The 13,538-nt window shown below is 74.1% G+C and carries 13 protein-coding genes; 10 read left to right on the top strand and 3 right to left on the bottom strand.

Annotated features, from left to right (window positions below; all coding sequences use genetic code 11):
• The first annotated feature begins 72 nt into the window (after positions 1–72).
• The 4 genes from lspA (at position 73) to ACTIFU_RS09555 (ending at position 3,818) form a co-directional block, all read left to right on the top strand.
• A complete protein-coding gene (lspA, locus tag ACTIFU_RS09570) occupies positions 73–555 on the top strand; it encodes a signal peptidase II (RefSeq protein WP_439578075.1) in 483 nt (160 codons plus the stop codon).
• Complete coding sequence (locus ACTIFU_RS09565; RefSeq protein WP_439578074.1) at positions 552–1,112, top strand: DUF3035 domain-containing protein; 561 nt, start codon at positions 552–554, stop codon at positions 1,110–1,112. Before lspA ends, ACTIFU_RS09565 begins: the two co-directional genes overlap by 4 nt.
• A gap of 67 nt (positions 1,113–1,179) precedes the next feature.
• Complete coding sequence (locus ACTIFU_RS09560) at positions 1,180–2,541, top strand: M16 family metallopeptidase (protein WP_439578073.1); 1,362 nt, start codon at positions 1,180–1,182, stop codon at positions 2,539–2,541.
• Complete coding sequence (locus ACTIFU_RS09555) at positions 2,538–3,818, top strand: M16 family metallopeptidase (RefSeq protein ID WP_439578072.1); 1,281 nt, start codon at positions 2,538–2,540, stop codon at positions 3,816–3,818. Before ACTIFU_RS09560 ends, ACTIFU_RS09555 begins: the two co-directional genes overlap by 4 nt.
• 3 nt (positions 3,819–3,821) lie before the next feature.
• Here ACTIFU_RS09555 and ACTIFU_RS09550 read toward each other — a convergent pair whose 3' ends face one another.
• Positions 3,822–4,208, bottom strand: a complete 387-nt coding sequence (locus ACTIFU_RS09550; RefSeq protein ID WP_439578071.1) for an IclR family transcriptional regulator domain-containing protein — start codon at positions 4,206–4,208, stop codon at positions 3,822–3,824.
• A gap of 151 nt (positions 4,209–4,359) precedes the next feature.
• On the opposite strand from ACTIFU_RS09550, the gene ACTIFU_RS09545 reads away from it, so the two are divergent.
• The gene (locus tag ACTIFU_RS09545) at positions 4,360–5,160 is read left to right on the top strand and encodes a DUF1232 domain-containing protein (protein ID WP_439578070.1); all 801 of its coding nucleotides are present in this window, start codon (positions 4,360–4,362) and stop codon (positions 5,158–5,160) included.
• A gap of 13 nt (positions 5,161–5,173) precedes the next feature.
• On the opposite strand, the gene ACTIFU_RS09540 is transcribed toward ACTIFU_RS09545, so the two are convergent.
• Positions 5,174–6,502, bottom strand: coding sequence for an MATE family efflux transporter (locus tag ACTIFU_RS09540; protein ID WP_439578069.1), 1,329 nt, complete (start codon positions 6,500–6,502; stop codon positions 5,174–5,176).
• 45 nt (positions 6,503–6,547) lie between these two features.
• A complete protein-coding gene (locus ACTIFU_RS09535; protein ID WP_439578068.1) occupies positions 6,548–9,322 on the bottom strand; it encodes a hypothetical protein in 2,775 nt (924 codons plus the stop codon).
• A 468-nt stretch (positions 9,323–9,790) separates the two neighbouring features.
• Between ACTIFU_RS09535 and ACTIFU_RS09530 the strand changes: the two genes are divergently transcribed.
• The 5 genes from ACTIFU_RS09530 (at position 9,791) to ACTIFU_RS09510 (ending at position 13,515) form a co-directional block, all read left to right on the top strand.
• The gene (locus tag ACTIFU_RS09530; RefSeq protein WP_439578067.1) at positions 9,791–10,006 is read left to right on the top strand and encodes a hypothetical protein; all 216 of its coding nucleotides are present in this window, start codon (positions 9,791–9,793) and stop codon (positions 10,004–10,006) included.
• A gap of 140 nt (positions 10,007–10,146) precedes the next feature.
• Positions 10,147–10,308 carry a hypothetical protein gene (locus tag ACTIFU_RS09525; protein WP_439578066.1) on the top strand — a complete coding sequence of 54 codons (162 nt, stop codon included), beginning with the start codon at positions 10,147–10,149 and terminating at the stop codon, positions 10,306–10,308.
• Positions 10,309–10,443: 135 nt separating this feature from the next.
• Complete coding sequence (locus ACTIFU_RS09520) at positions 10,444–11,436, top strand: TAXI family TRAP transporter solute-binding subunit (protein WP_439578065.1); 993 nt, start codon at positions 10,444–10,446, stop codon at positions 11,434–11,436.
• A 94-nt stretch (positions 11,437–11,530) separates the two neighbouring features.
• Entirely contained in the window at positions 11,531–12,448 is a 918-nt protein-coding gene (locus tag ACTIFU_RS09515) for a DMT family transporter (RefSeq protein ID WP_439578064.1), read from the top strand.
• A gap of 35 nt (positions 12,449–12,483) precedes the next feature.
• A complete protein-coding gene (locus ACTIFU_RS09510) occupies positions 12,484–13,515 on the top strand; it encodes an aspartate-semialdehyde dehydrogenase (protein WP_439578063.1) in 1,032 nt (343 codons plus the stop codon).
• Positions 13,516–13,538 lie beyond the last annotated feature (23 nt).

The raw sequence follows: 13,538 nt of genomic DNA, 5'->3' as shown, positions 1-13,538 counted from the left end.
AGTCGGTGGGGGGGTCGACGGGAGGAGGGAAGACGATGGCGCATCGTGCGACCCTGGGGCAGGGTGAGGGGTATGCTCCGCCTCGGCCTCGCGCTCGCCGCAGTCGTCCTGATCCTCGACCAGGCCACCAAGTGGTGGATCCTGGAGGTCGTCCGGCTGCCCGAACTCGGGCAGATCGTCGTCACGCCGTTCATGAACCTGACCATGGTGTGGAATCGCGGCGTGACCTTCGGCCTGCTCGCTGGCGATGCTTGGTGGCACCCCTGGGCGCTCGCCGCGATCGCGCTCGCCGTGGTGGCGGCGCTCACGGTCTGGCTCGCCCGCGCGCCGGACCGCTGGACTGCGCTCGCGATCGGACTCGTGCTCGGCGGTGCGATCGGCAACGTGATCGACCGCGTCCGCTTCGGCGCCGTGGTGGACTTCGTCGACCTGCACGCCTTCGGGTGGCACTGGTACGTGTTCAATGTCGCCGACAGCGCGATCGTGACCGGCGTCATCCTGCTGCTCGCCCACGCCTTGCTCCGGCCACAGCCCGGCGCTAGGGAGGGGGCATGACGAGTCGCCTCCTGCTCGCCCTTGCGCTCGGCGCGCCGCTGCTCGCGGCGTGCGGCGGCGATACGGCGCGCACCTTCGGCTTCGTGCGCGACCCGCCGGACGAGTTCCAGGTGCAGACCCAGGCACCGCTCTCAGTGCCCCCCGAGTTCTCGCTCCGCCCGCCGCGCCCCGGCGCACCGCGGCCCCAGGAGCCGTCCATCCGCGAGCAGGCCCAGGGCCTGCTGGTCGCACGCACGGTCACGGCTACCGTGCCGGTGGAGCCGCGGACCGGCGCCACGCCGGGCGAGGCCGCGCTGCTCGCCGCCGCCGGCCCGCGCCCGCCGGCCGACCTGCGCGAGCGGGTCGAGGCCGACACCACCTTGCTCACCGAGCGCAGCCGGACCCTGGCGGACCGGCTGATCTTCTGGCGCCGTCCGGAGGATCCCTCCGCGGTGCTCGACCCGACACGCGAGGCGCAGCGGCTGCGCGAGGCCGCAGCGCTCGGCCGCGAGCCCACGGTCGGCGACACGCCGATCATCCAGCGCCAGCGCCGGGGCCTGCTCGAAGGCCTGTTCTGAGCCTCCTCACGCCCTCGCGGGTGGACGACCTGCTGCCTCACGGCCATGTCTGCGCGCGGAGGTGCCCATGACCGACCTTGACCGCCGCAGCGTGATCGCCGGCCTGCCTGCTGCTGCCATGCTCGGCGCGTCCGCTCCTGCGCCGGCCCGTCCGACCGGCGCGCCGGTGTTCGGCGCCGAGACCTTCACGCTGCCGAACGGGCTGACCGCGGCGGTGATCCCGATGCGCCGCGCCCCGGTGGTCGCGCACATGGTCTGGTACCGCTGCGGCGGCGCGGACGAGCCGCCCGGCCTCTCCGGCATGGCGCATTTCCTCGAGCACATGATGTTCAAGCGCACCGCGACGCTCGGCCCCGGTGAGTTCTCGCGCCGCGTGGCGCGTGAGGGCGGGCGCGACAACGCCTTCACCGGCCACGACTATACCGGCTACTTCCAGCAGGTCGCCGCCGATCGGCTGGAGCTCGTCATGCGGATGGAGGCGGACCGCATGGCGAACCTTGTGATCGATCCGCAGGAGACCGAGTCCGAGCGGCTCGTCATCCTCGAGGAGCGGCGCCAGGTGATCGACAACGTGCCGACGCGCCGTTTCCGCGAGCGCCTCGCCACGCTGCTCTACCTGAACCATCCCTATGGCCGCCCGATCATCGGCTGGGAGCACGAGATCCGCGCGATCCCGCGCGAGGAACTGCTCCGGTTCCATGAGCGGTTCTATGGCCCGGGCAACGCGATCCTGGTGGTGCAGGGCGATGTCACCACCGACCAGGTGCGCCGCCTCGCCGAGACGACATACGGCCAGGTGCCGGCGAGCGCGCGCGTCGAGCGGCTGCGCCCGCAGGAGCCACCGCCCGCGGGCGAACGGCGCCTTGCGCTTCCCGATCCGCGGGTGCGTGAGCCGCAGATGGCGCGGCTCTACCTCGCGCCCACGGCGCGCGCCGAGCCCGGGCAGGCCGACGCCCTCCAGGTGCTCGCGCATGTGCTCGGCTCGGGCCCGACCAGCCGGCTCTGGCGCGCGCTGGTCGATTCCGGCCTCGCGGCCTCGGCCTCGGCCTCCTATGGCGGCGATTCGGTCGATCCCAGCGAGTTCGGCCTCTACGCCAGCCCGCGCCCGGGCGTCGAGCCGGCGCGGGTGGAAGAGGCGGCCGGCGAGCTGATCGCGCGCCTGCTCGATGCGGGCGTGACGGAGGAGGAGGTCGCGCGCGCGATCCGGCAGATGACCGCAGGCGCGGCCTTTGCGCGCGACTCCCTGATGGGCGGGGCGCGGGCGATCGGCGCCACCCTCGCGGTCGATCTGCCGCTCGATCATGTCGAGCAGTGGCCGGCGCGCATCGCGACGGTAACACCCGACCGCGTGGTCGAGGCGGCGCGCGCGGTGCTGCTGCGCGACGCCGCGGTGACCGGCTGGCTGACGCCCGGCGAGCGCCGCGCATGACCGCCCGGTCCGACGCCGCACCCGGCGCCGGCTGGTCGGTGCCGGTGCAGACGGTCGTTTCGCCGCGCGGGATCCCTGCCTGGCTGATCGAGGACCGCTCGGTGCCGGTGATCGCGCTCTCCTTCGCCTTCGCCGGCGGCGCCGCGCTCGACCCGGCCGGCCAGGAGGGACGGGCGGATCTCGCCGCGAGCCTGCTCACCCAGGGGGCCGGCCCCTACGACACGGCCGCCTTCTCCTCCCTGCTGCGGGATCGCGCGGTCAGCCTCTCCTTCGACGCCGACCGTAACGCGCTGGCGGGCACGCTCCGGGTGCTCGAGGGCGAGCGCGCGTTCGGTGCGGAGATGCTGGCGCTGGTGCTGGCCGAGCCGCGCTTCGACGGCGAGGCGGTGGCGCGGGTGAAGGCGCAGAAGACGCTCGCACTCAGGCGCGAGGCCGAGCAGCCGCGCACGCTGGCCGCGCGCCGCTGGTGGGCGGAAAGCGTGCCGGGCCATCCCTTCGCGCGCCCGGCGGGCGGCACCGAGGAGGGCATCGCCCCGCTCGGCCGCGACGATCTGCGCGCCGCCATGGCGGCGCAGCTCCGCCGCGGCAGCCTGGTCGCGGCGGCGGCCGGCGCCATCGACGCGGACGGGCTCGGTGCGCTTCTGGATCGCGCTTTCGCCGAGGCCGTGCCGGCGGGCGAGGCGGCGCCGGTGCCGCCCATGCCGGCGCCCCGCGCCTTCGGCCTCGCGGTGATCGAGCGCGACGCGCCGCAGGCCGCCGCGCTGTTCGGCCACGGCGCGATCGCGCCCGAGGACCCCGACTGGGAAGCGGCGCAGGTGGTGAACTGGGTCCTCGGCGGCGGCGGCTTCTCCTCGCGGCTGATGACCGAGATCCGCGAGAAGCGCGGCCTCACCTACGGCATCGGCACCGCGCTCGTGCCGTTCCGCGGCGCGGCTCTGCTGCTGGGCTCGGTCTCGACCGAGAACCCGCGCTTCGGCGAGACGCTCGCGCTGCTCCGTGCCGAGTGGGCGCGCATGGCGGCCGACGGGCCGAGCGAGGACGAGGTCGCCGCCGGCAAGGCGTTCCTGTCGGGTTCGTTCCCGCTCGGCTTCACCTCGACGCCGCAGATCGCCGGCACGCTGGTGGCGTTGCAGCAGCTCGGGCGCGGGCCGGAGTGGCTGGCGGGCCGGCTCGCGCGGCTTGCCGCCGTGACGCCCGAGGAGGCGCGGCGCACCGCGCGGCGGCTGTTCGACGCGGAGGCGCTGTCGGTCGCGGTGGCGGGCCGGCCGACGCTCTGAGGGCTAAACCCCGACCGAGTGGGCGAGGGCGGGAAACCGCTCCAGCGCAGCGCCGATCTCGCCCGCCGCCGCGCGCAGTGCCGGCAGGCGCGTCGCGATCATCTCGGGCAGGCGCACGCGCGTGGAGTCGGCCGAGCAGTTGATCGCGGCGAACACCCGGCCGGCCGCGTCGCGGATCGGCACCGCGACCGCTACGACACCGTACTCGATCACGTCGCACACCCCGGCATGGTCCTGCGCGCGCGCTTCCTTCAGCAGCGCGACTACGACCAGTGGGGCAAGCTGATCCGCGAGAAGAACATCCGCCTGGAGTAGTTCATTGGGATTGGGGGTTTGGGGGCAAGGGCCAATGGCCCTTGGCCCCCAACAGGAGAATAGTGGGGGGACCACGCTGGTCCCCCCACACCCCCCTGCGCTCCGCTCGCTCGGAGGAGCGTTCCCGCTGGTCCCCGCTCCGGTGTGCCAGCTTCCCCCAGCCACCCGATCCCGTCATCCTGCATCGATGCGCGGGGGACGCGTCCGCGCGCACCGGGGGGTACGGATGTCACAGACGGGAACGATCCGGACGATCATCGCGCAGCAGCGCGCGCGGGCTCCTGGCAGGGTGCTGCTTGCGAACGCAGTGCGCAACCGGATGGGCACGGGCGCGACCGCTGCGGAGGTCGACGATGCGCTCGCGTTCTGCCGCGAGATCCTGGACGCCGTGCCGACCCTGCTCGACCGCGTGCGCGCGGCCGCGCAGCAGCAGGGCCTCTCCGCTCTGGTCGAGCCGATGCTCGAGCATGCCGAGGCGTATTTCGTCAATCCCGTGGACGTGCTGCCGGAGGCTGTGTTCGGCGAGCTTGGACTCCTCGACGACGCCTACCTCGCCCTCAACGCCATCCGGATGGTGCAGGTCGAGCCGAACCCGCTCATCCGGATCGACCTCGCCCCGCCACTGACGTTTCTCGAACAGCTGCTGGGCGATTCGGGGCTGGAGTTGCTGAAGCCCGAGCTGGCGAAGTCGGAGCAGCTCCTCGTGCAGGCGGCGACCCGGCTGAAGGGAGCAGCCGACGAGCAGCGTCGGCAGCAGGCGGCGCGCCAGCATGCCCGGCCGCCGCAGCGGCCGTCGGCGCCCGCTCGACGCCCGGCCGCGCCGGCGGCGCAGCGCCGCCAATGCGCGGCGTGCAGCGGCATGGGCAGCACCAGCTGCGGCGCCTGCGGCGGCTACGGCTACCACACCAGCAGCTACTCCCGCGTCGATTGGCAGGGCAACACCGAGTATGTCACCGAGCGCTCGCCCTGCGGCTGCTCGGGCGGCCAGGTCATGTGCCGCCGCTGCGGCGGCTCGGGCTACGTCTGACGCCGCGCGGCACTCAGCGCACGCGCCAGACGCCCGGCCGCACCGAGGACGCGACGATCGCCCCGTAGCCGCTGAGCCCGAGGGCGACACAGGCGAACAGGCCGGGCAGGCCGAAGCGGTCACCCCCCAGTGCACCGCCGCCCGCCGCCACACCGATCCGCACCAGCGCGGCGACGAACGGCACCCGCATCCGCCCGGCGCCCTGGCTCGCGAAGTAGAGCGCCATGCCGAGCCCGAGGGCCGCGAAGGACGGCCCGACGATCACGAGGTAGAGCCGGATCGCCTCGCGCACCGCGGGCTCGGTCGCGAACAGCCCGGCGAAGACGCCCGGGAACACTGCGACCGTCAGCCCGATCGCGCCTGCAATCGCGCCTGCCATCAGCCCCCCACGCCAGGCGGTGACGCGGGCCCCCTCCCAGTCTCCGGCGCCGACGCGCATCCCCACCAGCGCGGTCAGCGCCGCGCCGATTCCGTAGGCGAGCGGGATCATCAGGAACTCGAAGCGGACGCCGACGCCGAAGGCCGCGATCGCCGCGGTGCCGTGCCGGCCGACCAGCGCGGTCACCAGCACCGTGGTGAGGTTGGCGATCGTCGCCATCACCGAGGCGACCAGCCCGACCGAGAGGATGCGCCCGAACAGCCGCGCAGCGAGCGGGGCGCGCAGGGACGGCCGGAACCCCGCGCCGCCGCGCAGGATCGCCGCCCCCATCGCGGCGGTCGCGAGCGCGAACGATACCACATAGGCGATCCCCGCGCCGGCGATGCCGAGATCGGTGCCCAGGATCAGCGCGGCCGAGAGCGGCGCATCGACCGCCCAGACGCCGAGCATGATCAGCGCGGGCAGGCGCATGTTGCCGGCGCCGCGCAGCGCGGCCGCGAGCGTGTTCGCGAGCCACACCAGCACCGAACCCGCGAACAGCACGCGCGCATAGAGGGTGGCGTTCGCCAGCGCCTCTCCGGTGCCGCCCATCAGGCGGAACAGCGCGGGTCCCCACAGCCCGATCAGCACCGTGAAGGCGAGGCCGAAGCCGATGCCGATGATCGCCGCATGCAGCACGAGTGCGGAGGCCTCGTCGCGCCGCCCGGCGCCGAGCGCGCGCGCGATCGCCGAGGACACGCCCCCGCCCATCGCGCCGGTGCTCATCATCTGCATCAGCAGCAGCAGCGGCAGGACGAGCGCATATCCCGCGAGCGGCGCGGTGCCGAGCCGGCCGATGAACCACACCTCGGCGGTCTGGCAGGCCGCCTGGGCGAAGGCGACGCCGATCGTCGGCAGCGACAGGCGCAGGATGGTGCCGAGCGGTGCCGGGTGGGGGGCCGGCGGACCGGCTGGCGCGTGCATGCGGGGCGGAGAGTGGCGTGGACTTCCGGTGCCGCCAAGGGCGTGTCAGGGGGGCGCCTCCGACGCCATGCGGCGGAACTCGGCGGCGTGGTCCGGATGGCCGGCGGCCTCGGCGAGATCGCCCGCCCGGCGCAGCGTCGCGGCGATCTCGCCTGGCCCCACCAGGTCGGGCGCGATCCCCGCGGCATGGGAGAGCGCGCGGGCGAGGGTGGCGGTGGCCTCGGCGCGGAACCCGTCCGGCATCGCGGACTCGCCTGCCGCCTGCCGCAGCGACGTCAGGCCGCGCTGGAGCAACTCTCGGTCGCCGGCAAGGGCCCCGACATCGACGAGGCTGATGCCCGCGGCGAGTCTCCCGGTCGCAACCGACGGCCTTGGCACTCCACCCCCCTCGTCGAGCACCGCGGCGAGGGCACGTGCCGCCTCGCCCGTAACCTGCGCCGCCGGTCCCGGTCCCATCGTCCGGCGTGCCGCCTCCAGCCATCCGAATGCGGCGCGTGCCCGGAGCGGAGCCTGGCTGACCGGAATCGTATTGAAAGCCGAATGGAAGCTCTCGCGCGCCGCGGCGGCCTGCGCCGGGTCCCGGGCGTGATCGGCGCGGATGAGCATGGCCTCGGCGCGCAGCAGGTGCGCGTTCGACGCCATCACGCTCTGGCCCTGCCGCTCCACCGCGCGCGCGTCCTCGATCACCCGCGCGGCGGCCTGGTCCAGCGTATCCGGCTCCGCGGACCGCATCGCCGCCTCGGAAGACAGCATCCGGATCAGGGCGTGCGCGAACGGCTGGCGGTCCGCGGACGTGACCGCGAGCACGGCGTCGAGCGCGTCGCCCGCCGCGCGCCAGGCCGCCTGCGCGGCGTCGGGCGGGACGATCCGCGCGACGTCCGAGAGGATGCCGGCGCGCGCAGTCATCACCCGCGCATACTCGCCGGGACGGACCGTGCGGGGGATCTCGTCGGCGAGCGCGGCGAGGCGCGCCGCGGCCGAGGTCATGCCCGCGGCATCTTGCCGCGCCGCGGCAGCGGCAGCGGCGTTCATCAGGGCGACCACGGCCGCCCGGATGCGCATCGGCACGATGCCACGCGCCTCGGCCGCCTCGGCGAGCGCGCCCGCCTCGGCGGCCGCGCGCTCCAGCCCGGCCGCGTCCCCCCGCAGGCGGCCAGCGAGCGCAAGGGCGAGGACCGAGACCAACGCCGCCTCCAGGCCGAGCTCCGGCCAGCCATCGCCGATCGCCGCGACGGTCGCCTCGGCATCGGCACGGGCGGCCTCGGCCCCGGCGGCGTCGCCCTGGTACTCGGCGAGCAGCAGGGAGAGCCGCGCGCGTTCGATCCTGAAGAACGGCGGGGCCGCGGGCAGCGCGCCGAGCGCGTCGTCGATGCCGCGCCGCGCCGCATCGAGCCCCGCGCCATCGCCGCGGAAATAGGCGCGCGCGGCCTCCGCGGAGGCCTGCATGGCGCGCGCTTCGGCCCAGGCGAGCGGGGCGCGGTCGCGTGGGATCGCCGACACCACCGAGGCGGCGCGCCGCGCGGCCGCGTCGAGCGCCTCCGCATCCCCGCGCTCCTGCGCGAGCCCGGCCTCGATCCTCGCGAGCGTCACGCCGGCAAGCGCCTGCCGGCGCGGCTGCTGCGTCGCATCCGCGCCGAGGGCCTGGCGCAGGGCCTCGGCCGCCTGCTCCATCCCGGCGGGATCGCCGCTCCGGACCAGACGTGCGGCCTCGATCAGCGCCAGGGCGATCTGCGCGTCGGTCTCGCGCAACGGCAGGTCGGCGGCGGCAAACCCGCTGGCCGCGTCGCGGAACGCCTCAGCCGCCGCATCGAACAGGGCCGGATCGCCGTCGAGCACGGCGCGCCAGTAGCGCACCCGGCCGAGCGCATCGTGCGCCTCGGCGAGGGTGCCGCCGCCGCGCAGCCCGAGCCCGCGTGCCGCTTCGTCGAGCCGGGCCTCGGCCACGGCGAGCAAGGCCCGATCCGCCGCCAGCAGGGCCGCCGCCGCCGTCGCCTCGCCGATCCGCTTGGCGAGCTCCGGCCGGTCCGGTGGTTCGGCCGCCGCGTGCAGCGCCTCGTAGGCGGCCAGCGCCGCGCGCAGCCGCGCCGGATCGCCGAGATCCGCGCCGAGCCGCGCGAGCGCGTCCGCGCGGGCGCGCTCGAGCCCGGCGCGATCCCGCGCGGCGAGCGCCTCGGGCGGACGGTCGAGCAGCGCCTCGACCCGCGCGAGCACGTGTTCGAGGCTCGCGTCGAGGAAGCGCTGGCGCGTGTCGTCCTCCGGCAACTGCGCGAGCGCGAGCGCGGCGAGCCGGGCCGCGATCGCCTCGGCCGCCGCCGGCGCCGCCGCGCCACCGGCGATCAGCAGCGGCCTGCCGCTGCCGGCACCGTGCGCCGGGGTGAGCCAGAGCTGGATCTCCTTGCCGCCCTGCTGCAACGCGCCCCACACCACCAGATCCGCGCCGCGCGCCCGGCCGAGTGCGCGCGCCCGTTCCTCCGCCGCGCGTTCGGCCTGGTCGAGGTCCTCGCCGTCGACGCGGATCGGCGCATCCGCGCGCAGCCGGCGGAAGCCCTGCAGACCGCCGAACGCCGCAAGAAGGCGCGTCGTGTGCTCCTCCTTCGGCGCGTCGCCATCGAGCGGCGCGAACAGCAACGCAAACCGGTTGTCGGCGGGGTCGGCGGCGGCCGGTACCAGGCCGCGGACCAGCCGCATGAGGCGGCGCCACACCACCTCGGGCGCCGGGACGATCCGGTCGAGCGCGCCCCGCAGCCAAGCGATGGCGCCCGCCGTCAGCGCCGCGCCGAGCACGCCGTAGACCACATTGCGCAGGAACCAGTCGGACATCCGGTGTTCCCCTTCGTCGGACTGTACGCAAGGCAGCGACCGTGCGCCATCGTTACCGCAGGAGCACGACCTGCGCGACGCCGGAATGCGACGACGGGGCTGTCGGCCCGGCGTGTGATCGGCCGCACATCGAACGGAAACAACGGCGGCCGATACTGCGACATGAGGGTAGGGACGGCGCTTCGGCCGCTCCGCCCGCCAAACGAGGTGACGGTCATGTTCGCGCTGTTTGCCACGCTGCCGCCGCTGCCCCGCCCGCGCCGGACCTCGCTGTTCGCCCGGCTCGCGCGTCGCCTCGGGCGCGCCGGCTGAACCGCGCGCCGCGCGGCACCGCCACCCGCCTGCAACGACGGAAACCCGAAACCGCGTCGCTGCACATCAGCCTGACATGCGTGCGGGCGATCCTGGGGACCTGATGCGCCGGGCATCCGCCTCGGCGCGGCATCCCAGGATCACGGAGCAGGAACGATGACCACGATCACCCGGGCGGCGCCGGCCGCCGCCATCCCCGCCGGGGGCCTTGCCGACCAGGCGCGGCAACTCGTGCGGCGCATCGCCGCTTCGGTTGCCGCGTGGCGCACCGAGCGTGCGGTCGCCGAGCTCGACGAGCATCTGCTGCGCGACATCGGCATGGCGGGCACCCGACCCTTCGAGCGGCCGTTGCCGACCGAGCTGTGGCGCTGAGGCGCGCGCGAGGCGGCATCGGGTTTCACGCCCGTGTCACCGCGCCGTCACACCGCTGACCCGGTCGCCCCGGCATCCTGATCATTGGCGGGACCCGAGTCGGCGACGATGTCGCACACACCATTCCGTAACCGGGCGGGATGACACTGCGGGTGTCGGAGGCGCAGCTCCGTCGGGCCGCGCCGCCGGGTCAGGAGGTGACGGTCATGCTCGCGCTGTTCGCCACGCTGCCGCCGCTGCCCCGCCCGCGCCGGGCCTCGCTGCTCGCGCGGCTCGCCCGGCGGTTCCGTCGCCTCGGCTGAGCGCCGGCGCGGCCCTGCCCGGCCGCCCGCCGCCGGCCCCCCCTTCCACCCGCGCCTGATTTCCCCCATGTAGAGGCGGTTCCTGCGCGGACATCCGGGAGAGGTGGCTGCGCTCGCATTCTGGGAGGACACGCGATGATCCGCAGGCGTACCCTGCTCGTCTCGACCACCGTTGCCGGCGCCGGCCTCGCCGCCCCGGCCGTCTGGGCGCAGCCGAAGAACCCGTCCTGGCCGCGCGCCATCACCATGGGCACGGCCGCGCCAGGCGGCACCTACGCCGTCTATGGCCCGGCCTGGGGTCAGCTCGCCGCGCAGGCGACAGGCGTCAACATCAGCTATCGCACCACCCAGGGCCCGAACCAGAACATCGTGCTGGTCGACCAGAAGCAGGTCGAGCTCGGCATGGTGACGATGGGCGTGGCGCTGCAGGCCTGGGAAGGCCAGGGCGAGTGGACCCGCGGCAACAAGTTCCGCAACATCCGCGCGCTGTTCCCGATGTACGACACGCCGTTCCATGCGGTGGCGCTGCGGCGCTCGGGCATCACCAACGTGACCCAGCTTGCCGGCAAGAGCGTCGGCGTCGGCCCGCGCGGCGGCACGCCGGGCACCTACTGGCCGCTGATCCTGCGCGCGCTCAACGTGACGCCAAGCCGGATCGGCTACGGCTCGGGCTCGGACATGATCGGCCAGGTGTCGGACGGGCTGCTCGACTGCTTCGCCTTCGCCGCCGGCGTGCCGATCCCCGCCTTCAGCGAGATCGAGACCACCAACGAGGTGACCATCTTCGGCTTCACCGACGCCCAGATGGACACGATCGTCAAAGCGCTGCCGGAACTGTCGAAGGGCACAGTGGCGGCTGGCACCTACCGGTCGGTGCAGGGGCCGATGAACATCGTCGGCGTGTACAACTTCTCGATCGGCCACAAGGACCTGCCGGAGGATCTCGTCTACGAGATCGTGAAGTCGATCATGACCCAGAACGCCGCGCTGGTGCAGGCGATCTCGACCGCGAAGGAGACGGTGCCCGAGAACGTCACCAAGAACTCCTTCCTGCCGTTCCATCCCGGGGCGGCGCGCTGGTTCCGCGAGAACGGCTTCCAGATCGCCGACAACCTGATCATGGCGTGATGCGGCGCGCCGCCGGACCATCGGCGGCCGTCAGACATCCGGCCCGGGCCCGCACGGCCCGGGCCTTTTGCTGCGGCGCACCCCGGGCCGCCATGTGACCAGCGAGGCCTGGGGCTGGCTCGCCGCGTTCGGCGCGGTCTCGATGTGGGCGGGGTGGGCGGTCGCCACTCGCCTGCTGCTCGGCAGCGCGACCCTGGATCCCGCCGACATCGTCGCGCTGCGCTTCCTGACCGCGGCGGCGCTGATGCTGCCCTACGCCGCGGCGCGCCCGCCCCCCGTGCGGCGGCTGACCGTACCGACGCTCGCCGCGATCATCGCCGGCTCGGGCTTCGCGTTCAGCCTGTGCAACACCGGCGGGCTGGTGTTCGCCCCGGCCGCGCACTCGGGCGCGATGACGAGCCCGCTCGGCGCGGTGTTCACCGGGCTGCTCGCGCATGGGCTGATCGGCGAGCGGCTGCGGCCGCGCAGCGTGCTCGGGCTGACGATGATCGCGGGCGGGGCGACGGCGATCGTGCTCGCGAGCCTCGGCGGGGCCTGGGGCGGGCGCAGCTGGATCGGGCACCTGCTGTTCACCGCCGCGGGACTGCTCTGGGCCGGCTACAACGTCACCGCGCGCGGCGCCCGTCTGGCCGCCCTCGATGCCGTGGCGATCAGCACGATCGGCTCGGCCCTGGTCTACCTGCCGCCCTATCTGCTGCTCGCCGGTCCGCGCTTCCTCGCCGCACCCTGGCGGGAGATCGCGATCCAGGCCGCGCTGCACGGCGGCGTCGGCGCGACGCTCTCGATCTTCGTGTTCAACCTCGGCCTGATCCGGCTGGGCGCGGCCCGGGCGGCGGCGGCCGGTGCGCTGACACCCATCCTGACCGCGCTGGCGGGCGTGGCTGTGCTCGGCGAGGTGCCATCCCCGCCCGAGGCGGCCGGCATGGCGGTGCTGACCGCCGGCGTGTGGCTCGCATCGGGCGCACGGCTGGCATCCGCCGATCCGCTTGCGCCGCGCCGCCCCGGCCCGTAACAGTCCCGCCTCGTTCTGCCCGAGGAGGATGTGCCATGGGATACAGGGTCGCAGTGGTCGGCGCCACCGGAGCGGTGGGGCGCGAGCTGCTGAAGACGCTTGCCCAGCGGAGCTTCCCCACGACCGAGGTGATCGCGCTCGCCTCTGGCCGCTCGGCCGGGCAGGAGGTCAGCTACGGCGAGACGCAGGTGCTCAAGGTGCAGAACCTCGAGACCTTCGACTTCAAGGGCGTCGAGATCGGCCTGTTCAGCCCGGGCGCGTCGGTCTCGGCGGTTCATGCGCCGCGTGCGGCCGCCGCCGGCTGCGTGGTGATCGACAACACCAGCCAGTTCCGCATGGAGCCGGACGTGCCGCTGGTGGTGCCGGAGGTGAACCCGCAGGCGCTGAAGGGCTTCCGCAAGCGCAACATCATCGCCAACCCGAACTGCTCGACCATCCAGATGGCGGTCGCGCTGAAGCCGCTGCACGAGATCGCCACGATCAGGCGCGTCTCGGTCGCGACCTATCAGTCGGTCTCCGGCGCGGGCAAGGAGGGGATGGACGAGCTCTACGCCCAGACCAAGGGCGCCTTCGTGAATGACGCGGTGACGCCGGAGCAGTTCACGAAGCCGATCGCGTTCAACTGCATCCCGCACATCGACAGGTTCATGGACGACGGCTCGACCAAGGAGGAGTGGAAGATGGTGGTCGAGACGAAGAAGATCCTCGGCCCCGACATCGCCGTGATCGCCACCTGCGTGCGTGTGCCGGTGTTCGTCGGCCACGCCGAGGCGGTGCATGTTGAGTTCGAGTGCCCGATCACGGCCAGTGAGGCACGCGAGGCGCTGCGCAAGGCCCCTGGCGTGGCGGTGATCGACCGGCGCGAGGACGGCGGCTACATCACGCCGGTGGAATCCGCCGGCGAGGACGAGGTGTTCGTCAGCCGCCTGCGCAAGGACCCGACCGTGCCGCACGGGCTCGCGTTCTGGTGCGTCAGCGACAACCTGCGCAAGGGCGCGGCGCTGAACGCGGTGCAGATCGCCGAGACGCTGGTGGCGCGGGGGCATCTGGCGAAGCAGGCGGCGTGACGAGAACCGCGGGGGCCAAGGGC

It is taken from the genome of Elioraea sp., assembly GCF_051860475.1.
Classification (GTDB): domain Bacteria; phylum Pseudomonadota; class Alphaproteobacteria; order Acetobacterales; family Acetobacteraceae; genus Elioraea.
This window is presented reverse-complemented; position numbering and strand designations above follow the sequence as displayed.